The organism is Streptomyces sp. HmicA12 (assembly GCF_000373565.1).
Lineage (GTDB): Bacteria > Actinomycetota > Actinomycetes > Streptomycetales > Streptomycetaceae > Streptomyces.
The window spans coordinates 223,833-242,932 of the sequence record NZ_KB891820.1 but is presented as its reverse complement, the minus strand read 5'-3'; the positions used below and the strand labels follow the sequence as shown (position 1 = coordinate 242,932).

Here is a 19,100-nt window from a genome sequence, read left to right as displayed (position 1 = left end):
AGGTCGAGGTATGGGCGTGGGCGCGGGAGGGTGCGGGCGTGGGCGAGGTGCGGTGCCTCACGCTCGTCGTCGGTGCGGCGACCGCTCACTCCGCCTGCTCTCCCCCTGGGCCTCCCAGTTCCCGCAGGTCCTTCAGCATCCCGTCCGCCAGGTCCCGCTCGGCCGCGTAGTACCGCTCGGCCCAGCGCAGCATCAGCTGCGGATAGCGCCACGCGGGCTCCCCCGCGGAGTCCCGTGCGTCGGCCTCGGCCTGTTCGCGCATCGTCTCCGCGTACGCGCGGTGCCGCTCCAGGACGTCCCGCGCCTGTTCGGCCTCCAGGAGGTGGCCGAGCCAGAGCCGCATCATCGGGTTGTGCTTCAGCACGGGCGGGTCGACCGGGGCCGTGCGCGCCCAGGTGCGCACGGCGTCCATGCCCTCGTCCGTGATCGTGTAGACGCGCTTGTCGCGGCTGCCGGTCTCCTGGGCGACCTGGCGCGAGGCGACGTAACCGACGCTCTCCAGACGCTTCAGCTCGCCGTAGATCTGGCTGAACGACGGGCTCCAGTAGATGAACCGGAGCGAGTAGTCGGCCCACTTCTTCAGGTCGTAGCCGGACAGTTCCTCACCGAACGACAGCAGCCCGAGCACCGCCCAGCCGGTGGCGGGCAGCGCCGGACGCCCGTCGGACTCCTCCCGCGCCACCGCCCGCGGCGCCTTCCGGACAACGGGCCTCTTCTCGTGCTCCGCCTTCTCAGCCACGGCGGCAGTCTACGAGCCCCTTCCTCCCTCCAGGTATGACTGCTAGACATACCTCCACTCGCGGAGGGGAGCCCTGCCAAGTGAGCACATCAGCACGGTCGTTGGACGGGAAAGTCGCGCTGATCACCGGTGCCGGGCGCGGCCAGGGCGCCGCCGAGGCCCGGCTGTTCGCCGAGGCCGGGGCGCGGGTCGTCCTCACCGACGTACGCGAGGAGGAGGGGCAGGAGGTCGCCAAGTCCCTCGATGGGCAGGGGGTGTTCGTACGGCACGACGTCACGTCCGCCGACGGCTGGGCCGCCGCCGTGCGCACCGCGCTCGACTCCTTCGGGCGGCTCGACGTCCTCGTGAACAACGCGGCGCTGTGGCGCACCGCCTCCGTCGAGGACGAGACGTACGAGAACTTCGAGACGCTGCTGCGGGTCAATCTGCTCGGCCCGTTCCTGGGGATCCAGGCCGTCGTGCCGGCCATGCGGTCCGTGGGCGGCGGGTCGATCGTGAACATCTCCTCGACGGCCGGGCTCGTCGGCATCAAGAACCACGCGGCGTACGGCTCGTCGAAGTTCGGCCTGCGCGGGCTCACCCGGTCCTCCGCGCTCGACCTCGCCCCGCACGGGATCCGGGTGAACTCCGTGCACCCGGGCGCGATCGACACCCCGATGGTGCGACGGACGGCCACCGGGCGCGACTGGTCGCACCTGCCGCTCGGCCGGATCGGCCGCCCGGACGAGGTCGGCGGACTGGTCCTGTTCCTCGCGTCGGACGCGGCGTCGTACGTCACGGGGGCGGAGTTCACGGTGGACGGCGGCTCGACCACCGGATGAGCGCACTCGCGGGCCCCGCCTAGCCTCGGGTGGCCGCCAGGATGCCGGTGAGGGAGGCCCGTGAGCCCTGGAGGTCCTCGATGCGCTCCTCGATCTCCCGCAGTCGGCCGAGGAGCACCGGCGTCAGGCACGGCTCCACCTCGGCCTCGCTGCCGCACACGCAGTCGAGGATCTCCCGGATGACACGGGTGGGCAGACCCGCGCCGAGGAAGGCCCGGATGCGGCGTACGGTGCGGGGCGCCCCGGCGTCGTACACGCGCTGTCCGCCGGCGGTGCGGCCCGCGGTGAGCAGGCCCTGTTCCTCGTAGTACCGCAACAGGCGCACGCTGACGCCGGTCTGTGCCGACAGCTCGCCGATCCTCATCGCCGCGGCCCCTGAACCATCCCCCGAGCTCAATGTGACTCCCCTCACAGGCACTTGAACCTCACATGTATGTGAGCTCATAGCGTCGCCGTCATGACGAACATGACGAACCTGACGCACACAACCTTCGCACTCGGCTCCGATCTTCCCGTCTCCCGTATCGGCTACGGGGCGATGCGCCTCACCGGCGCCCCGGCCGACCGCTCCGGCGCCGGCGCCCCGATCTGGCGGGCCCCCACCGACCGCGACGCCGCCGTCGCGCTGCTGCGCCGGGCCGCCGACCTCGGCGTCACCCTCTTCGACACGGCCGACGCGTACGCGCTCGGCGCGAACGAGGAGCTGATCGCCGAGGCGCTGCACCCGTACCGGGACGGCGTGACGATCGCCACCAAGGTCGGCGTCGTCCGCCCCTCCGTCGGCGAGTGGGTGCCGCTCGGCCACCCGGCCTACCTGCGCCAGCAGGCCGAACTCGCCCTGCGGCGGCTGAAGTCGGACCGGATCGATCTGCTCCAGCTGCACCGGATCGACCCGGAGTACCCCCTGGAGGAGCAGATCGGCGCGCTGCGGCAGCTTCAGGAGGAGGGCAAGGTCCGGCACATCGGGCTGTCCGAGGTGAGTGTCGAGCAGGTGACGGCGGCCGAGGCGATCGCGCCGATCGCGAGTGTGCAGAACATGTACAACCTGGCGACGCGGGAGCACGAGGCCGTCGTGGACCACACGGCCGCGCGCGGCATCGCGTTCCTGCCGTTCTTCCCGATCGCCATGGGTGAGCTCGCCGGACCGGACAGCCCTCTCGCGGCCGTGGCGGGCGAGCTGGGCGCGAGCCCGTCGCAGGTGGCGCTCGCCTGGCAGTTGCACCGCTCCCCGAACATCGTGCCCATCCCGGGCACGTCGTCCCCCGCTCATCTGGAGGAGAACGTGGCGGCGCTCCAACTCGCGCTGACGGAGGACCAGTTCAAGAGGATCAACGGGTAGCGGAGCCGACGGAGATCACGGCGGTGGGTCCCGCGGCACGGAGCGGCGCGGCGCCGGTGACGAGCACGGCGTCGTACCGTCCGAGCACCCGGCCCGCCACCTCCGCGCCCTCCTCGTCCAGCGCGACGACGAGGGAGCGGCCGGGCCCCAGGGGCAACCGGCCGCGCACCACGGCGACGGACGGCGGTACGGCGAGGGCGTCGCGCCGCCACATGACGTTGAGGTTGACGACGTTCCCGGCGCCCAGCAGGCGGCAGTCGGTGTCGACGTCACCGGCGAAGTCCCGTGGCACGTAAGGAGAGTCGACGAGGGCGGTCGTGCCGCCGACGGTCAGTTCCATGCCGTCGCCCTCGACCATGGTGAGAGTGCGGTCGACGCCGGGGAACGCGGAGAACGGCCCGTCGGCCGCGACCTCGGCGAGGCTCACCCGCCACTGGAAGTCCGCCATCCCCGCGCCCTGCGGACGGCAGAGGATCTCGCGGGTGACACCGCCGCCGTTCTTCCAGGGGACGGCGGTCCGGTCCGCGGCGGGCAGGTCCCGTACGTCGAGGTCGATCATGGACGTCGAGCGTACGGGACCGCGGAAGTACCGCTCAGAGGCGGACCCGCGGGCGGACTAGAAGTGGACCTCCACGCAGGCCCGGCCGCGCGGCTGCAGGCCGCCGCTCGTGTGCTCCCAGCCCTCGGCGCAGAGCACCGAGCCGTTGGGCGAGGACGGTGACCCACTCGGCGCTCAACTCCCTTATGGCTTGCGGCGGTGGGGACCCGAGCTCATCGCTCAGTCGTGCCAACGCTTCGTTGCTCACAGGACCTCCTGTGACCTCGAGGGCGGGAACGGCGGCCTCGGCCGAGCCTGACCCTCGTTTGACTTTCAGTCAATAGCGGGAGTGCGCTTACTGTGTGCCGCATGAAACGCGCCGGATGCCTGTTCCTCTCCTTCTTGGCCGTGGCCCCCGTGACCACGGCGGCGTTCTACTTCTTGTCGCCCGACGGCAAGGGCGACGCCTCCTCCGCCCGCCCGGATTCATCGGCGTCCGCGCAGCCGTACGACGACGACAAGTCGGCCGCGGAACGCAAGGCCGACGACGAGCTCATCGCGGACCTGCCGCCCGGCCTCGCCGCCCCGGCGAAGAAGGAGCTGGCCCAGCGGATCGTCGCGAGCGCCGAGAACTCCACTCTCGACTGGCGCAGCGCGTACGGCTACGTGGAGGACATCGGCGACGGTCAGGGCTACACGGCCGGCATCATCGGCTTCTGCACCGGCACCCACGACCTGCTGACCCTGGTCGAGCGCTACACGAAGGCCCACCCCGGCAACGCCCTCGCCGACTATCTCCCCGCCCTGCGCAAGGTCGACGGCACGGACTCCCACCAGGGCCTCGACCCCGGCTTCACCGCGGCCTGGAAGCAGGAGGCCACGCGCAAGGCGTTCCGCGACACCCAGGACGAGGAGCGCGACCGCGTCTACTTCGACCCGGCGGTCCGCCTCGCCAAGCTCGACGGACTCGGCACGCTGGGCCAGTTCATCTACTACGACGCGATGGTCTTCCACGGCCCCGGCACCGGCCCGACCGGCTTCTACGGCCTGCGCGAGGCGGCACTCAAGGAGGCGGACAGCCCGTCGGAGGGCGGCAAGGAGAAGGAGTACCTCGACATCTTCCTCGACATCCGCCGCAAGGCCATGAAGACGAAGAAGGCGGACATCGACACGTCCCGCATCGACACGGCCCAGCGCAGCTTCCTCTACGACGGGAATCTGTCGCTGAAGACGCCCCTGACGTGGCGGGTGTACGGGGAGACGTACCGGGTTCCGTAACTCGGGCCCACATGGCCCCTCGCGCGTACAACCAAACGTGAAGACGGTGTGTCCAACTCGTGCCACACACGTGTGCAACTGGCCTCCCACGCAAGCCCGTTAAGGAACCAACATGCAGATACGTCCGGCTCTGGCCGCCGCTTCCGTCGTCTCCGTCTCCGCGATGGCGGCCGTGGCCCTGCTGGCGGCCGCCCCCGCGTACGCGACCGAGTACAGCTCGGCGCTGAAGGTCCGCGGGGTCCAGTACGACGCCCCCGGCAGCGACGACAACCGCTGCTCCGGCGGCAACACGTACAAGGAGTACGTGACGATCAAGAACTACTCCAAGACCGCGACGGTGAACCTCAAGGGCTACGTGGTCAAGGACAAGACCGGCAACAGGTTCACGTTCACCAAGAGCCACAGCCTCCAGCCCGGTGACTACGTCCGCCTGCGCGGCGGGCGGGGCACGGACTCGGACGCGAAGAACGTCGTCTACCGCGCCAACTGCAACTTCATGTGGAACAACGACAAGGACACGATCTACCTGTACAAGCCGTCGGGCTCGCACGCGGACACCCACGCGTACACGAAGTCCGCCAACGACCGTGACGGCAACGGGTACATCAGCTTCCACAGCTGAGTCGGTACGGAAGCGAGGCGGGGGCCACCATGAACAGCGACAGCAGGACGGCGCGCACGCTGTCCCGGGCCGGTGCGGTCGTGGCCCTCGCCCTGCTCGCGGGCGGCTGCAGTCCGCCCGAACTCCCCCTCGTGGCCGTCGGCAAGGGCCCGGACGGGGACGTACGGGCGCTGCTGCGGCCCTGCTCGGACGACGCCCTCCGGGAGGTCGTGCTCCTCAGGATCGACGAGAAGGGCGACGAGGCGGACCCCGCGGCCCTGGACCACTGGTCGGCCCGGCCGCCCGGTACGGCCACCGGCGAACAGGAGCTCAGCCTCTTCCGCCTCCCGAAGGGGTGGCACGGCAAGGCGGGTTCCGCCACGAAGCTGGCGCCCGGCCGGGACTACTCGATGTGGTTCGTCGTCGGGCCGGACGACACCGTGCGCTACAAGGGCACCGTCGACTTCACACGCGCGGACGTCGAGGGTCTGGCGCCCGGGCGGTGGTGGGCCGACGGAAAGGCCATGAGCCGGACGGAGTTCCGGGCGCGGGCGGACGACGCCTGCTGATGAAACAGGGGAATCGATGCGCAAGGCCGTGATCGTGTCGAAGGCCGTGCTCGCGGTGCTGGGCACCTGGCTCGTGCTCGTGCTGGCGATCGCTCTCCCGGCGCTGCTTCCGGAGCGGTGGGAGCGCGTGGTGCTCTCGCCGGCCGGTGTGGGGCTGTGGCTGCTCGCGATGCTCGTGGGCCCCGTCGTGGTCTGCTGGTGGTTCAGCTCCTGGATCCGGACGGTCCCCGGCGATCCGCGGCGCGGGGACGCCTGACCCCGGACGCACCGCGACGCCCGCCCATGTCGTCCGGTCGGGGACTGTTCGGGCGAGCGTCGCGCTCTGTTCCGTACGCCGTTGTACGGGACGTCTATGGACGGAGCGTCACACCATGAGGGCGCGGTCCGTCGGCTTGATCGGGGCCGGCAGGTCCGAGGCACCGGTCAGGAACCGGTCCACCCCGCGGGCGGCCGAGCGGCCCTCCGCGATGGCCCAGACGATCAGGGACTGGCCGCGGCCGGCGTCGCCCGCCACGAAGACTCCCGGGACGTTCGTCTGGAAGTCGGCGTCGCGCTCGATGTTGCCGCGCGCGTCGAGCTCCAGGTCGAACTGGGAGACCAGGCCGTTCTCCTGGTCGGTGCCCGTGAAGCCCATGGCGAGGGTGACCAGCTGGGCGGGGATCTTGCGCTCGGTGCCGGGCTTCGGGGTCAGCTTGCCGTCGATGAACTCGACCTCGGTGAGGTGCAGCCACTGGACGTTGCCGTCCTCGTCGCCCTCGAAGTGGGTCGTCGAGACGGAGTAGACCCGCTCGCCGCCCTCCTCGTGCGCCGAGGTGACCTTGTAGAGCATCGGGAAGGTCGGCCACGGCTGCGAGACCGGGTTCCGGTCGTCGTTCGGGCGCGGCATGATCTCCAGCTGCGTGACCGAGGCGGCGCCCTGGCGGTGGGCGGTGCCCACGCAATCGGCGCCGGTGTCGCCGCCGCCGATGACGACGACGTGCTTGCCCTCGGCGGTGATCGGGGGCGTCACGAAGTCGCCCTCCTGCACCTTGTTGGAGAGCGGCAGGTACTCCATCGCGAAGTGGATGCCGTTCAGCTCACGGCCCGGGACCGGCAGGTCGCGGGAGATGGTGGCACCGGCGGCGACCACGACCGCGTCGTGGCGCTTGCGGAGCTTGCCCGCGTCTATGTCGCGGCCGATCTCCACGCCCGTACGGAACTTGGTGCCCTCCGCGCGCATCTGCTCGATGCGGCGGTTGATGTGGCGCTTCTCCATCTTGAACTCGGGGATGCCGTAGCGGAGCAGGCCGCCGATGCGGTCGGCGCGCTCGTAGACGACGACCGTGTGACCGGCCCGCGTCAGCTGCTGGGCGGCGGCGAGACCCGCCGGACCCGAGCCGATGACGGCGACGGTCTTGCCCGACAGGCGCTCCGGGACCTGCGGGGCGACGTCGCCCCGGTCCCACGCCTGGTCGATGATCGAGACCTCGACGTTCTTGATGGTCACGGCCGGCTGGTTGATGCCGAGCACGCACGCCGACTCACACGGAGCGGGGCACAGACGGCCCGTGAACTCCGGGAAGTTGTTCGTCGCGTGCAGGCGCTCCTGCGCGGCGGACCAGTCCTCGCGGTACGCGAAGTCGTTCCACTCGGGGATCAGGTTCCCGAGCGGGCAGCCGTTGTGGCAGAACGGGATGCCGCAGTCCATGCAGCGCGAGGCCTGCTTGCTGATGATGGGGAGCAGGGAGCCGGGAACGTAGACCTCGTTCCAGTCCTGCACCCGCTCGCCGACGGGGCGGGTCTTGGCGACCTCGCGCCCGTGGTTGAGAAAGCCCTTGGGATCAGCCATTGGTCGCCGCCTCCATCATCTTCTCGGTGATCTCGGTCTCCGAGAGACCGTCTCGCTCGGCGGCGTCCTTGGCGGCGAGCACTGCCTTGTACGTGCTGGGGATGATCTTGCTGAAGCGGTCGACCGCGACCGGCCACTCGGCGAGCAGCTTCTCGGCGACCGTCGAGCCGGTCTCCTCCGCGTGGCGGCGCACGACGTCGTGCAGCCACTGCTTGTCGGTGTCGTCGAGGGCCTCGACCGCGGACTGGCTCGCGCCGTTCACGTTGTCGGTGTCGAGGTCGATGACGTAGGCGACACCGCCCGACATGCCGGCCGCGAAGTTGCGGCCCGTCTCGCCGAGGACCACCGCGTGACCGCCGGTCATGTACTCGCAGCCGTGGTCGCCCACGCCCTCCGAGACGACCGTGGCACCGGAGTTGCGGACGCAGAAGCGCTCGCCGGTGCGGCCGCGCAGGAACAGCTCGCCGCCCGTCGCGCCGTACGCGATCGTGTTGCCGGCGATCGTCGAGTACTCGGCGAGGTGGTCGGCGCCGCGGTCCGGGCGGACCACGATGCGGCCGCCGGAGAGGCCCTTGCCGACGTAGTCGTTGGCGTCGCCCTCCAGGCGGAGGGTGACACCGCGTGGGACGAAGGCGCCGAAGGACTGGCCCGCCGAGCCGGTGAAGGTGATGTCGATGGTGTCGTCGGGCAGGCCCGCGCCACCGAACTTCTTCGTCACCTCGTGGCCGAGCATGGTGCCGACCGTGCGGTTGATGTTGCGGATGGCGACCTGGGCGCGGACCGGCTGGGCGTCCGTCTGGTCGTTGGCCGCGAGGGCGTCGGCGGCGAGCTTGATGAGCTCGTTGTCGAGCGCCTTCTCCAGGCCGTGGTCCTGGGTGATCAGCTGGTGGCGCACGGCGCCGTCCGGCAGCTCGGGGACGTAGAAGAGCGGCTCCAGGTCCAGGCCCTGCGCCTTCCAGTGGTCCACGGCCCGCTCGGTGTCGAGGAGTTCGGCGTGGCCGACGGCCTCCTCGATGGAGCGGAAGCCGAGCTCGGCGAGGAGCTCGCGGACTTCCTGGGCGATGAACTCGAAGAAGTTGACGACGTACTCGGCCTTGCCGGAGAACCGCTCGCGCAGCGTCGGGTTCTGGGTGGCGATGCCGACCGGGCAGGTGTCCAGGTGGCAGACGCGCATCATGACGCAGCCGGAGACGACGAGCGGCGCGGTCGCGAAACCGAACTCCTCGGCGCCGAGGAGCGCGGCGATGATGACGTCGCGGCCGGTCTTCAGCTGGCCGTCCGTCTGGACCACGATCCGGTCGCGCAGGCCGTTGAGCAGCAGCGTCTGCTGGGTCTCGGCGAGGCCGAGCTCCCAGGGACCGCCCGCGTGCTTCAGCGACGTGAGCGGCGAGGCGCCCGTGCCGCCGTCGTGGCCGGAGATCAGGACCACGTCCGCGTGCGCCTTGGAGACACCTGCGGCGACCGTGCCGACGCCGACCTCGGAGACCAGCTTCACGTGGATGCGGGCCTGCGGGTTGGCGTTCTTGAGGTCGTGGATCAGCTGAGCCAGGTCCTCGATGGAGTAGATGTCGTGGTGCGGCGGCGGGGAGATGAGGCCCACGCCCGGCGTCGAGTGACGCGTCTTCGCGACCCACGGGTAGACCTTGTGGCCGGGCAGCTGACCGCCCTCACCGGGCTTGGCGCCCTGAGCCATCTTGATCTGGATGTCGTCGGCGTTGACCAGGTACTCGCTCGTCACACCGAAGCGGCCGGAGGCGACCTGCTTGATGGAGGAGCGGCGCGCCGGGTCGTAGAGACGGTCGGCGTCCTCGCCGCCCTCACCGGTGTTGGACTTGCCGCCCAGCTGGTTCATGGCGATGGCGAGGGTCTCGTGGGCCTCGCGCGAGATGGAGCCGTACGACATGGCGCCGGTCGAGAACCGCTTGACGATCTCGGAGACCGGCTCGACCTCGTCGATCGAGATCGGGGCGCGGTCGTCCGCCTTGAAGCCGAACAGGCCGCGCAGCGTCATGAGGCGCTCGGACTGCTCGTTCACGCGGTCCGTGTACTTCTTGAAGATGTCGTAGCGGCGCGAGCGGGTCGCGTGCTGGAGGCGGAAGACCGTCTCCGGGTCGAACAGGTGCGGCTCGCCCTCGCGGCGCCACTGGTACTCGCCGCCGATCTCCAGGGCGCGGTGCGCCGGGGCGATGCCGGAGGCCGGGTACGCCTTGGCGTGCCGGGCGGCGACCTCGCCGGCGACGACGTCGAGACCGGCGCCGCCGATCTTGGTGACCGTGCCGTTGAAGTACTTCTCCACGAAGGCCTCGTCGAGGCCGACGGCCTCGAAGACCTGGGCGCCGCGGTAGGAGGCGACGGTGGAGATGCCCATCTTGGACATGACCTTGAGGACGCCCTTGCCGAGCGCGTAGATGAGGTTGCGGATGGCCTGCTCGGCCCCGCCCTCCTCGTCGGCGGGCAGGAAGGTGCCGGCGCGGACCAGGTCCTCGACCGACTCCATCGCCAGGTACGGGTTGACGGCCGCGGCACCGAAGCCGATGAGCAGCGCGACGTGGTGGACCTCGCGGACGTCACCGGCCTCGACGAGCAGGCCCACCTGGGTCCGCTTCTTCGTGCGGATGAGGTGGTGGTGAACGGCGGAGGTGAGCAGCAGCGACGGGATCGGCGCGTGCTCGGCGTCCGAGTGGCGGTCGGAGAGCACGAGGAGGTGGGCGCCGGCCTCGATGGCGGCGTCGACCTCGGCGCAGATCTCGTCGATGCGGGCGGCGAGGGCGTCGCCGCCGCCGGAGACCCGGTAGAGACCGGACAGCGTCGCGGCCTTCATGCCGGGCATGTCGCCGTCGGCGTTGATGTGGATGAGCTTGGCCAGCTCGTCGTTGTCGATCACCGGGAAGGGCAGGGTGACCGAGCGGCAGGAGGCGGCCGTGGGCTCCAGGAGGTTGCTGCCCGGGCCGAGCGAGGAGCGCAGCGAGGTGACGAGCTCCTCGCGGATGGCGTCCAGCGGCGGGTTCGTGACCTGGGCGAACAGCTGGGTGAAGTAGTCGAAGAGGAGCCGCGGGCGCGCCGAGAGGGCGGCGATCGGGGTGTCCGTGCCCATCGAGCCGATCGGCTCGGCGGCGGTCTTCGCCATCGGGGCGACGAGGATGCGCAGCTCTTCCTCGGTGTAGCCGAAGGTCTGCTGGCGGCGCGTGACGGAGGCGTGCGTGTGCACGATGTGCTCGCGCTCGGGCAGGTCGGAGAGCTCGATCTCGCCGGCTTCCAGCCAGTCGCCGTACGGCTGCTCGGCGGCGAGGCCGGCCTTGATCTCGTCGTCCTCGATGATGCGGTGCTCGGCGGTGTCCACGAGGAACATGCGGCCGGGCTGCAGGCGGCCCTTCTTGACGACCTTCGCCGGGTCGATGTCGAGGACGCCGACCTCGGAGCCGAGGACGACGAGGCCCTCGTCGGTGACCCAGTAGCGGCCGGGGCGCAGACCGTTGCGGTCGAGAACGGCGCCGACCTGGGTGCCGTCGGTGAAGGTGACACAGGCCGGGCCGTCCCAGGGCTCCATCATCGTGGAGTGGTACTGGTAGAAGGCGCGGCGGTCGGCGTCCATGGAGTCGTGGTTCTCCCACGCCTCCGGGATCATCATCAGGACGCTGTGCGGAAGCGAACGGCCACCGAGGTGCAGAAGTTCGAGCACCTCGTCGAAGGACGCGGAGTCCGAGGCGTCCGGCGTACAGATCGGGAAGATCCGCGCAAGGTCCTTGCCTTCCTCCGATCCGAAAAGCTCGGAGGCGAGCTGGGACTCGCGGGCACGCATCCAGTTGCGGTTGCCCTTGACGGTGTTGATCTCACCGTTGTGCGCGACGAAGCGGTACGGGTGCGCGAGCGGCCACGACGGGAAGGTGTTCGTGGAGAAGCGCGAGTGGACGAGCGCGATCGCCGACGCGAAGCGGCGGTCGGACAGGTCCGGGAAGAAGGGCTCCAGCTGGCCGGTGGTCAGCATGCCCTTGTAGACGATGGTGCGGGCGGAGAGCGACGGGAAGTACACGTCGGCCTCGCGCTCGGCACGCTTGCGCAGGACGAAGGCCTTGCGGTCGAGCGCGATGTCCTTCGCGGCACCGTCCGCGTCCGCCACGAAGATCTGCCGGAAGACCGGCATCGTCGAGCGGGCGGTGGCGCCGAGCAGCTGCGGGGCGACGGGGACCTCACGCCACCCGAGGACGTTCAGGCCCTCTTCACCGGCGATGGTCTCGAGCTGCGAGACGAAGGACTCGGTGTCGTTCTCCGGCAGGAAGGCGATACCGACGGCGTACGCACCGGCGTCGGGCAGGTCGAAGTCGACCGCCTCGCGCAGGAAGGCGTCCGGAACCTGGGACAGGATGCCCGCGCCGTCGCCCGAGTCGGGCTCGGAGCCGGTGGCACCGCGGTGTTCCAGATTGCGCAGAACGGTGAGCGCCTGCTCGACCAGCGTGTGGCTCGCCTCACCGGTGAGGGTGGCCACGAAACCGACGCCGCAGGCGTCGTGCTCGTTGCGCGGGTCGTACATACCCTGGGCGGCAGGGCGAGCATCCATGTGCGACCAGTTCTGGCCGGTGGAGTGCTGGGACGGCTGGCGCGGCGTACGCATCGGCTCTCCCGTCGTCGTCGTGGCATTTGCAAGTGCCGAGGGACGACGTTGGCCCTCTGCTGAGTACTGCGAAGTTCATGCTGCTGCAAAATTTCGTGCAGGTTACATGATGGAGCGATTCCCGAGAAGTGGATACTTCGTTCCAGCATGCGGACGCCGCGGTGGCGACGGAAGGAGACCCCGGCGGACAGATGGTGACCGGTGGGGGCCGACGTACCGATGTGCGCCGCGGGCCTCATTGCCCTCAGCGCTTACGGCTCATGCCCCGTGGTCAAGTATTCGAAACCGTCCGGTAACGACTACTTATGCAAGGCCCTGTATAGCCATCATCCGGCGGCCACCCGGCGACCGTCAACCTATTGCCGTGCCGAACAGGCTGCCCAGGAGATAGGTCACACCCGCCGCCGCGCCACCCAGGGCCAACTGCCGCAATCCGCTGAACCACCACGAGCGGGCCGTCACCTTGGCCACGACGGCCCCGCACGCGAAGAGCCCGACGAGCGCCAGGACGACGGCGGGCCACAGCGCACTCGCGCCGAGCAGATAGGGCAGTACGGGAATGAGGGCGCCCAGGGCGAACGAGCCGAAGGACGACACCGCGGCCACGGTCGGCGACGGCAGATCGCCCGGATCGATGCCGAGCTCCTCGCGCGCGTGGATCTCCAGGGCCTGCTCGGGGTCCTTGGAGAGCTGCCGGGCGACCTCCGCGGCCAGGCCGGGCTCGACGCCGCGCGACACGTACAGCTCGGCGAGCTCCTTCTCCTCGTCGGCCGGGTGCTTCTTCAACTCACGCCGCTCGACGTCGAGTTCGGCCTCGACCAGCTCACGCTGGGAGGCGACGGAGGTGTACTCGCCGGCCGCCATGGAGAAGGCGCCCGCGGCCAGGCCCGACAGGCCGGTGATGATGACGGTCTGCTGCGAGGCGGCGCCGCCCGCGACACCGGCCATGAGCGCGAAGTTGGAGACGAGGCCGTCCATCGCGCCGAACACCGCGGGGCGCAGCCAGCCGCCGTTCACGTCGCGGTGGGTGTGGTTGTCCCGGTGCGCGTCGTGGAGTGTCGCCTCGGTCTCGATGATGGCCATGCCAGTGATCCCCGTTCCCCTTTGTTCCTGCTTTCTACGGCCTCGAAAGTACGCGCGAAAAAACGCCGCCGCTAGCAAGGAAGGCCGTACTTACCTGCGGTTTTGCGCCCTGCGCAACACCCCCTGCGGTCCGTGACCTCCACCTTCCCGGACTCACCCGTGAGATGGATCACGTGATGCGTCCGTTGACGGTTCGGGAAACATGACCGCAACATCTGTAAACGTTTCCAGTTTCGGGAAACGTTTACAGATACCGGAAGTTCATGGACGTACGGGGGCAAAGAGATGGGCGCAGGAACCAGCACAGGGCAACCGACGATCGTCTCCATCGCCGAGCGCGCCGGAGTCTCCATCGCCTCCGTCTCGCGCGTCCTCAACGGCCTGGGCGCCCGCCGCGACACCGTCACCAAGGTCGAGCGCGCCGCCGCCGAACTGGGCTACGTGCCCAACGCGGTGGCCCGCTCCCTCAAGGGCGGCCGCACCCACCAGCTCACCTTCGCGATGCCCGACATCGGCAACCCGGTGTACGTGTCGATGGTCCGCGCCATCCAGTCCGTGGCGAAGGCGGCCGGATACCGGCTGCTGCTGCACTCCACGGACGCCGTCGTCGAGGACGAGCTCGCGGTCCTGCGCAGCCTCGGCGACCGCACCAGCGACGGCCTCATCCTGTGCCCCATCCGCATCACCGACGAGCACGTCGAGGCGCTGCGCACCGCCGCGGGCCCCGTCGTGGTCATAGGCTCCCTGCCCGACGGCGTACCCGTGGACAGTGTGCGCGCCGACTCCGTCGCGGGCGCCGCCCTCGCCGTACGCCATCTGCACGAGACGGGCCGCCGCCGCATCGCGTTCGTCAACGGCCCCTCGGACACCGTGCCGGGCCGCAACCGCGACGCGGGCTACCGCGAGGCGCTGGCCGGCTGCGGCCTCGTATACGACCCGGAGCTCGTCGTGCACACGGACTTCGGCATCGAGTCGGGCGCCGAGGCCACCGACCGCCTCCTCACGCGGGCCCGCCCCGACGCGGTGTTCTGCGCCAACGACCAGCTCGCGCTCGGCGCCGCCCGCGCCCTGCACGCCCGCGGGCTGCGCATACCCGAGGACGTCGCCGTCGCCGGCATGGACGACAGCGTCCTCGCACAGGCCGGCTGGCCCCCGCTGACCAGCGTCGACCTGGGCTCCACCGAACGCGGCCGGCGCGCCGCCGAACTGCTGCTCCACCGTCTCGACGCCCCCAGCGACACCCCCGCCGAGACACCCGCCCCCCGCAACACCACCGCCCCTCCCCGCCTCGTCGTCCGCGCCTCCACGGGCCGGACGGCGCCCGACAGTTGAGAGTCACGAGGTTCGCACCATGAGTCTCACAGCCTCCCGGGACAGCGCCGTCCCGGGCAGCCGCGGCACACCGCCGCCCCGCACCCCGGACCAGCGCAAGCGCGCGCTCGGTCTGGACCGGGGCGCGTGGTTCCTGCTGCTCCCCGCGCTGATCCCGATCCTGATACTCAGCGTGGGCCCCCTTCTGTACGGCGTCTCGCTGGCCTTCACGGACTCGCAGGCGGGCCGTACGTCGCCCACGCAGTTCGTCGGACTGGACAACTTCTTCGACCTGCGCCACGACGGGCTGTTCTGGGAGTCGTTCCGGATCGGCCTGATCTGGGCGGTCTGCGTCACGGCGCTGCAGTTCGTCCTGGCCCTCGGCCTCGCCCTGCTGCTCAACGAGAACCTGCGCTTCCGCTGGCTGGCCCGCACCCTGGCGCTCGTCCCCTGGGCGATGCCCGAGGTCGTGGTCGGCATCATGTGGCGCCTCGTCTACCACTCGGACGCGGGCGTCCTGAACAAGACGCTGACCCAGCTCGGCCTGATCCACGAGAACGTCGACTGGCTCTCCGACCTGTCCTACGCGCTCCCGGCGGTCATCGTCGTGGGCGTCTGGGCGGGCATGCCGCAGACGACGGTCGTGCTCCTGGCCGGCCTGCAGAACGTGCCGCACGAGCTGCGCGAAGCCGCCCAGCTGGACGGCGCCGGACTGTGGCGCCGCTTCACGACGGTGACGTGGCCGGCGCTCAAGCCCGTCGTCCTGGCCATCACCGCGCTCAACTTCATCTGGAACTTCAATTCCTTCGGCCTCGTGTACGTCCTGACGCAGGGCGGGCCCGGCGGCCAGACCCGGCTGCCGATGCTCTTCGCGTACGAGGAGGCCTTCAAGTACGGCCAGTTCGGCTACGCCGCCGCGATGGGACTCGTCATGGTCGCCGTGATCGCGGTGCTGCTGACCGTGTTCCTGCGCAAGAAGCTCAAGGAAGATGTGGAGGCAGCGGCATGAGCACTCCCCTCCCGCGGGTCGCCGGCCGGGCCGGTCAGTACCTGGCGCTGCTCTGCTACATGGTCTTCCTGGCCTTCCCGTTCCTCTGGCTGCTCTCCACGTCCTTCAAGTCCCCGCAGGAACTGGGCTCGATCGACCCGACCTGGATCCCGGTCCACCCGAGCCTGGACAACTACCGGACGGCCTTCGACGCCCAGCCGCTGCTCCACTCGGCGCTCAACAGCCTGATCGTCGCGGTCAGCGCCTCGCTGATCGCGGTGGCCATCGCGGTCCCGGCGGCGTACGTGATGGTCCGCTACAAGACGCGCGTGAGCCAGGCGGGCACGGCGTGGATCCTGGTCAGCCAGATGTTCCCGTTCGTCCTGGTGATCATCCCGCTGTTCCTGGTGCTGAAGAACCTGCACATGATCGACAGCATCCCGGGTCTGATCCTCGTCTACGTCGTGTGGAACCTGCCCTTCTCCCTGTGGATGCTCCAGGGCTACGTGAAGTCGGTGCCGGCCTCCCTGGAGGAGGCGGCGGCGATGGACGGGGCGAGCCGGCTGCGCACGCTCGTCAGCGTGGTGCTGCCGCTGCTGGCCCCCGGTCTGGTGGCCACGCTGATGTTCAGCTTCGTGACCGCCTGGAACGAGTTCTTCTTCGCCCTCGTGCTCCTCAAGTCCCCGGAGAACCAGACGATGTCGGTCATCCTCACCCGCTTCCTCGGCGCCGAGGGCGTCGCGGACCTCGGTCCGCTGGCGGCGGCCTCGGTCCTGGCCACGATCCCCAGCCTCGTCTTCTTCGCGCTGCTCCAGCGGCGCCTGGTCGGCGGCATGATGAGCGGGGCGGTGAAGGGCTGATGCGCAGGCGCACCTTCCTCACCGCCGCCGCGGCGGGCGTGGCCACCACCGTCGTCGCGGGCTGCGGCGGCTCGGACTCCGAGTCGGCCGACGGCACGATCACCCTCGAATTCCTGAGCCTGGCCTGGCAGAAGGAGTCGGTCGACGCCAACAAGGCGCTCGTGAAGCGGTGGAACGACAGCCACACCGAAGTCAAGGTCAAGTACGTCCAGGGCAGCTGGGACAACATCCACGACCAGCTCCTCACCTCGTTCGAGGGCGGCGAGGCGCCGGACATCTTCCACGACGACGCCTCCGACCTCACGGACTTCGGATACGGCGGCTACCTCGCGGACCTGGCCCCGTACCTGCCCGACTCCCTGAAGCAGGACATCCCGAAGGCCGCCTGGGCGACGACGACGTACGACGGCAAGGTGTACGGCATCCCGTTCCTCCAGGAGCCGCGCGTGATCATCGCGAACACCAAGCTGCTCAAGGAGTCCGGCGTCCGCGTCCCGACCGCCGAGAACCCGTGGACCTGGGACGAGTTCGAGCGCGTGTGCAAGAAGCTGACGCGCGGCAGGAACGCCTACGGCGTCGCCTGGTCCATGAAGGAGCCGGTCAGCCAGTCGGTGAACCTGTCCCTGTCCACCGGCGGCAGGATCTTCTACACGGACAAGGACGGCAAGAACGAGATCCGTTACGACGGCGCCGACTCGGCGATCGCGCAGCTGATCAACCGGCAGGTCAACCAGGACCGCACGGCCCCCAAGTCGGGCCTGGGCATGTCGGGTTCGGACACACTGCCCGGCTTCTTCGCGGGCCGCTACGCGATGCTGCCGCTCAACTTCTCCTACCGGCAGCAGGTCCAGCAGCAGGCGCCCAAGGGCTTCGACTGGACGGTCCTGCCCATGCCGAAGGGCGCGGGCGGCCTCGCCCAGGGCACCGCGCCGCAGACCCTCTCGGTCTCCGAGGACAGCCCCCACAAGAAGGAGGCGGCCGCCTTCATCGCGTACCTCACGCAGGCCAGGCACCAGGTCCAACTGGCGCGCGGCGACTGGCTGTTGCCCACGAGCACCGAGGCGCTCAAGGACCCGTCCCTCACCACCTCGAAGTACGGCTGGCGGACCGGTGCCGACATAGCGGCGTCCCTGCGCCCCTCCCCCGTCCTCGGGGTGCGCGGCTACGCCGAGTGGAAGGACAAGATCGCCACCCCGGCGTACCAGGAGTACTACAACGGCGCGATCGGCATCACCGAGCTCCGCAAGCGCCTCGCGGGGGACGGCAACCGCATTCTCGACCGCTACCAGCGCTGAGCAGCCGTACCGGCGCCGAGCACCCGCACCACCCGGCACGACCCCAGAAATGAGCACGAACACACCATGAGCGTCAGCGTCGACCCGGACCCGTCGGCCCGCAGGCTCCGCACGGTCCCGCAGCCCCCGCCCCCCGCCACCATCTCGCTGCGCGACCGGGCCCGCGGCGCGCTCCTCGGACTCGCCGTCGGCGACGCGCTCGGCGCCCCCGCCGAGAACATGAAGCCGTCCCAGATCCGGGAACGCTGGGGCCGCATCGAGGGGTTCGTGTCGGAGAACCCGGCCGGTACGGACGACACCGAGTACGCGATCTTCTCGGGTCTGCTGCTCGCGGAGCACGGGACCGGGCTCACGGTCAGCCACGTCGAGCGGGCGTGGCACACGTGGATCGCGGACCGCGACGAGGGCCCGTTCAAGGGCGCCGGCTTCAGCGAGCGCGGCACCCTGGAGAACCTGCGCCGGGGTCTCGCGGCCCCCATCTCGGCCCAGCACCGGCACGCGTGGAGCGACGGACTCGCGATGCGCGCGGCGCCGTTCGGTGTGTACGCGGCCGGACGCCCCGCCGAGGCGGCCCGCCTGGTCGCCATCGACGGCACGGTCAGCCACGACGGCGAGGGCATCCACGGCGGCCGGGCCGTGGCGGCGGGCGTCGCCGCGGCGATGGTCAGCCACAACCCGGACGCGGTGGTCCAGGCGGCGCTCTCCGTCGTCCCCGACGACTCCTGGACGGCCCGCTCCCTGCACCGCGCGGTGCAGGCGGCGCGCCGGGCCCGCCGCGACCCGGACGGCACCCAGCTCTCCATGGAACGCGCCGTGCGCAAGGCGGTCGTGATCGGCGGCTACCCCTGGACGGACCTGGCCCCCGAGGCCGTCGGTCTCGCCTTCGGCGCGTTCGCCGTGGCCCGCGGCGACTTCCGCGAGTCGGTCCTCACGGCGGTGAACATGGGCCGCGACGCGGACACCACGGCCGCGGTGGCCGGAGCCCTGGCCGGCGCCCTGCGCGGCGAGTCCGCGATCCCGCAGGCCTGGAACGCGGCGATCGGCCCGGTCCGCGGCAGCTGCCTCCCGTCCATGGCGGGCCGTCACATCCTCGACGTGGCCGACGAGTTGACGCCTACGCCGCCGGACCGCGCGGGGGCGGTGGCGTGATGGGCCAGGCATGCGCTTCGCGCGGCTTTCCCCTGAAGGCCGCAGGCCTTCCAGGGGCGCGGGGAACGGCGCGACCAGCCCCCACCGGAACC

Annotated in this window: 17 protein-coding genes; 11 read left to right on the top strand and 6 right to left on the bottom strand. The window is 70.4% G+C overall.

Going from position 1 to position 19,100, the window contains the following annotated elements; all coding sequences use genetic code 11:
* Positions 1–85: 85 nt before the first annotated feature.
* On the bottom strand, positions 86–739 hold the full coding sequence (locus B072_RS0127430; protein ID WP_018533159.1) for a PadR family transcriptional regulator: 654 nt from the start codon (positions 737–739) through the stop codon (positions 86–88).
* Positions 740–819: 80 nt separating this feature from the next.
* Between B072_RS0127430 and B072_RS0127425 the strand changes: the two genes are divergently transcribed.
* Positions 820–1,560: an SDR family NAD(P)-dependent oxidoreductase gene (locus B072_RS0127425; RefSeq protein ID WP_051127306.1), complete on the top strand. Its 741-nt coding sequence runs from the start codon at positions 820–822 to the stop codon at positions 1,558–1,560.
* 19 nt (positions 1,561–1,579) lie between these two features.
* Here the strand turns inward: B072_RS0127425 and B072_RS0127420 are convergent, their stop codons facing one another.
* Positions 1,580–1,924 carry a MerR family transcriptional regulator gene (locus B072_RS0127420; RefSeq protein WP_018533157.1) on the bottom strand — a complete coding sequence of 115 codons (345 nt, stop codon included), beginning with the start codon at positions 1,922–1,924 and terminating at the stop codon, positions 1,580–1,582.
* Positions 1,925–2,017: 93 nt separating this feature from the next.
* Between B072_RS0127420 and B072_RS0127415 the strand changes: the two genes are divergently transcribed.
* Positions 2,018–2,899: an aldo/keto reductase gene (locus B072_RS0127415; protein WP_018533156.1), complete on the top strand. Its 882-nt coding sequence runs from the start codon at positions 2,018–2,020 to the stop codon at positions 2,897–2,899.
* On the opposite strand, the gene B072_RS0127410 is transcribed toward B072_RS0127415, so the two are convergent.
* The gene (locus tag B072_RS0127410) at positions 2,889–3,458 is read right to left on the bottom strand and encodes a HutD family protein (RefSeq protein WP_018533155.1); all 570 of its coding nucleotides are present in this window, start codon (positions 3,456–3,458) and stop codon (positions 2,889–2,891) included. The genes B072_RS0127415 and B072_RS0127410 overlap by 11 nt on opposite strands.
* A 348-nt stretch (positions 3,459–3,806) precedes the next feature.
* Here B072_RS0127410 and B072_RS0127405 point away from each other — a divergent pair, with 348 nt between their 5' ends.
* The 4 genes from B072_RS0127405 to B072_RS0127390 all read left to right on the top strand — a co-directional run bounded on the left by B072_RS0127405 (position 3,807) and on the right by B072_RS0127390 (position 6,141).
* Positions 3,807–4,715, top strand: a complete 909-nt coding sequence (locus B072_RS0127405; protein ID WP_018533154.1) for a chitosanase — start codon at positions 3,807–3,809, stop codon at positions 4,713–4,715.
* Positions 4,716–4,827: 112 nt separating this feature from the next.
* Positions 4,828–5,337, top strand: coding sequence for a lamin tail domain-containing protein (locus tag B072_RS0127400; RefSeq protein ID WP_018533153.1), 510 nt, complete (start codon positions 4,828–4,830; stop codon positions 5,335–5,337).
* 29 nt (positions 5,338–5,366) lie between these two features.
* On the top strand, positions 5,367–5,885 hold the full coding sequence (locus B072_RS0127395) for a hypothetical protein (RefSeq protein ID WP_018533152.1): 519 nt from the start codon (positions 5,367–5,369) through the stop codon (positions 5,883–5,885).
* Between the two features lie 16 nt (positions 5,886–5,901).
* Positions 5,902–6,141, top strand: a complete 240-nt coding sequence (locus B072_RS0127390; protein WP_018533151.1) for a hypothetical protein — start codon at positions 5,902–5,904, stop codon at positions 6,139–6,141.
* A 108-nt stretch (positions 6,142–6,249) separates the two neighbouring features.
* On the opposite strand, the gene B072_RS0127385 is transcribed toward B072_RS0127390, so the two are convergent.
* The 3 genes from B072_RS0127385 to B072_RS0127375 all read right to left on the bottom strand — a co-directional run bounded on the left by B072_RS0127385 (position 6,250) and on the right by B072_RS0127375 (position 13,405).
* Positions 6,250–7,713: a glutamate synthase subunit beta gene (locus B072_RS0127385; RefSeq protein ID WP_018533150.1), complete on the bottom strand. Its 1,464-nt coding sequence runs from the start codon at positions 7,711–7,713 to the stop codon at positions 6,250–6,252.
* Positions 7,706–12,322 (bottom strand): glutamate synthase large subunit, encoded by a 4,617-nt coding sequence (gene gltB, locus B072_RS0127380; protein WP_078506597.1) that lies wholly within the window; start codon positions 12,320–12,322, stop codon positions 7,706–7,708. Before gltB ends, B072_RS0127385 begins: the two co-directional genes overlap by 8 nt.
* Before the next feature lie 351 nt (positions 12,323–12,673).
* Positions 12,674–13,405: a VIT1/CCC1 transporter family protein gene (locus tag B072_RS0127375; RefSeq protein ID WP_018533148.1), complete on the bottom strand. Its 732-nt coding sequence runs from the start codon at positions 13,403–13,405 to the stop codon at positions 12,674–12,676.
* Between the two features lie 285 nt (positions 13,406–13,690).
* On the opposite strand from B072_RS0127375, the gene B072_RS0127370 reads away from it, so the two are divergent.
* The 5 genes from B072_RS0127370 (at position 13,691) to B072_RS0127350 (ending at position 19,008) form a co-directional block, all read left to right on the top strand.
* Complete coding sequence (locus B072_RS0127370; RefSeq protein ID WP_018533147.1) at positions 13,691–14,737, top strand: LacI family DNA-binding transcriptional regulator; 1,047 nt, start codon at positions 13,691–13,693, stop codon at positions 14,735–14,737.
* Between the two features lie 19 nt (positions 14,738–14,756).
* Positions 14,757–15,725, top strand: a complete 969-nt coding sequence (locus B072_RS0127365; RefSeq protein WP_018533146.1) for a carbohydrate ABC transporter permease — start codon at positions 14,757–14,759, stop codon at positions 15,723–15,725.
* The gene (locus B072_RS0127360; RefSeq protein ID WP_018533145.1) at positions 15,722–16,564 is read left to right on the top strand and encodes a carbohydrate ABC transporter permease; all 843 of its coding nucleotides are present in this window, start codon (positions 15,722–15,724) and stop codon (positions 16,562–16,564) included. Before B072_RS0127365 ends, B072_RS0127360 begins: the two co-directional genes overlap by 4 nt.
* On the top strand, positions 16,564–17,859 hold the full coding sequence (locus B072_RS0127355) for an ABC transporter substrate-binding protein (RefSeq protein WP_018533144.1): 1,296 nt from the start codon (positions 16,564–16,566) through the stop codon (positions 17,857–17,859). The genes B072_RS0127360 and B072_RS0127355 overlap by 1 nt, the downstream gene beginning before the upstream one ends.
* Before the next feature lie 66 nt (positions 17,860–17,925).
* The gene (locus B072_RS0127350) at positions 17,926–19,008 is read left to right on the top strand and encodes an ADP-ribosylglycohydrolase family protein (RefSeq protein ID WP_018533143.1); all 1,083 of its coding nucleotides are present in this window, start codon (positions 17,926–17,928) and stop codon (positions 19,006–19,008) included.
* Positions 19,009–19,100: the final 92 nt, after the last annotated feature.

Coding starts and splice junctions, on each gene's coding strand:
- B072_RS0127365 (WP_018533146.1), top strand. CDS start 14,757: ATGAGTCTCACAGCCTCCCGGGACAGCGCCGTCCCGGGCAGCCGCGGC.
- B072_RS0127355 (WP_018533144.1), top strand. CDS start 16,564: ATGCGCAGGCGCACCTTCCTCACCGCCGCCGCGGCGGGCGTGGCCACC.
- B072_RS0127415 (WP_018533156.1), top strand. CDS start 2,018: ATGACGAACATGACGAACCTGACGCACACAACCTTCGCACTCGGCTCC.
- B072_RS0127400 (WP_018533153.1), top strand. CDS start 4,828: ATGCAGATACGTCCGGCTCTGGCCGCCGCTTCCGTCGTCTCCGTCTCC.
- B072_RS0127375 (WP_018533148.1), bottom strand. CDS start 13,405: ATGGCCATCATCGAGACCGAGGCGACACTCCACGACGCGCACCGGGAC.
- B072_RS0127395 (WP_018533152.1), top strand. CDS start 5,367: ATGAACAGCGACAGCAGGACGGCGCGCACGCTGTCCCGGGCCGGTGCG.
- B072_RS0127360 (WP_018533145.1), top strand. CDS start 15,722: ATGAGCACTCCCCTCCCGCGGGTCGCCGGCCGGGCCGGTCAGTACCTG.
- B072_RS0127405 (WP_018533154.1), top strand. CDS start 3,807: ATGAAACGCGCCGGATGCCTGTTCCTCTCCTTCTTGGCCGTGGCCCCC.
- gltB (WP_078506597.1), bottom strand. CDS start 12,322: ATGCGTACGCCGCGCCAGCCGTCCCAGCACTCCACCGGCCAGAACTGG.
- B072_RS0127390 (WP_018533151.1), top strand. CDS start 5,902: ATGCGCAAGGCCGTGATCGTGTCGAAGGCCGTGCTCGCGGTGCTGGGC.
- B072_RS0127385 (WP_018533150.1), bottom strand. CDS start 7,713: ATGGCTGATCCCAAGGGCTTTCTCAACCACGGGCGCGAGGTCGCCAAG.
- B072_RS0127350 (WP_018533143.1), top strand. CDS start 17,926: ATGAGCGTCAGCGTCGACCCGGACCCGTCGGCCCGCAGGCTCCGCACG.
- B072_RS0127410 (WP_018533155.1), bottom strand. CDS start 3,458: ATGATCGACCTCGACGTACGGGACCTGCCCGCCGCGGACCGGACCGCC.
- B072_RS0127370 (WP_018533147.1), top strand. CDS start 13,691: ATGGGCGCAGGAACCAGCACAGGGCAACCGACGATCGTCTCCATCGCC.
- B072_RS0127420 (WP_018533157.1), bottom strand. CDS start 1,924: ATGAGGATCGGCGAGCTGTCGGCACAGACCGGCGTCAGCGTGCGCCTG.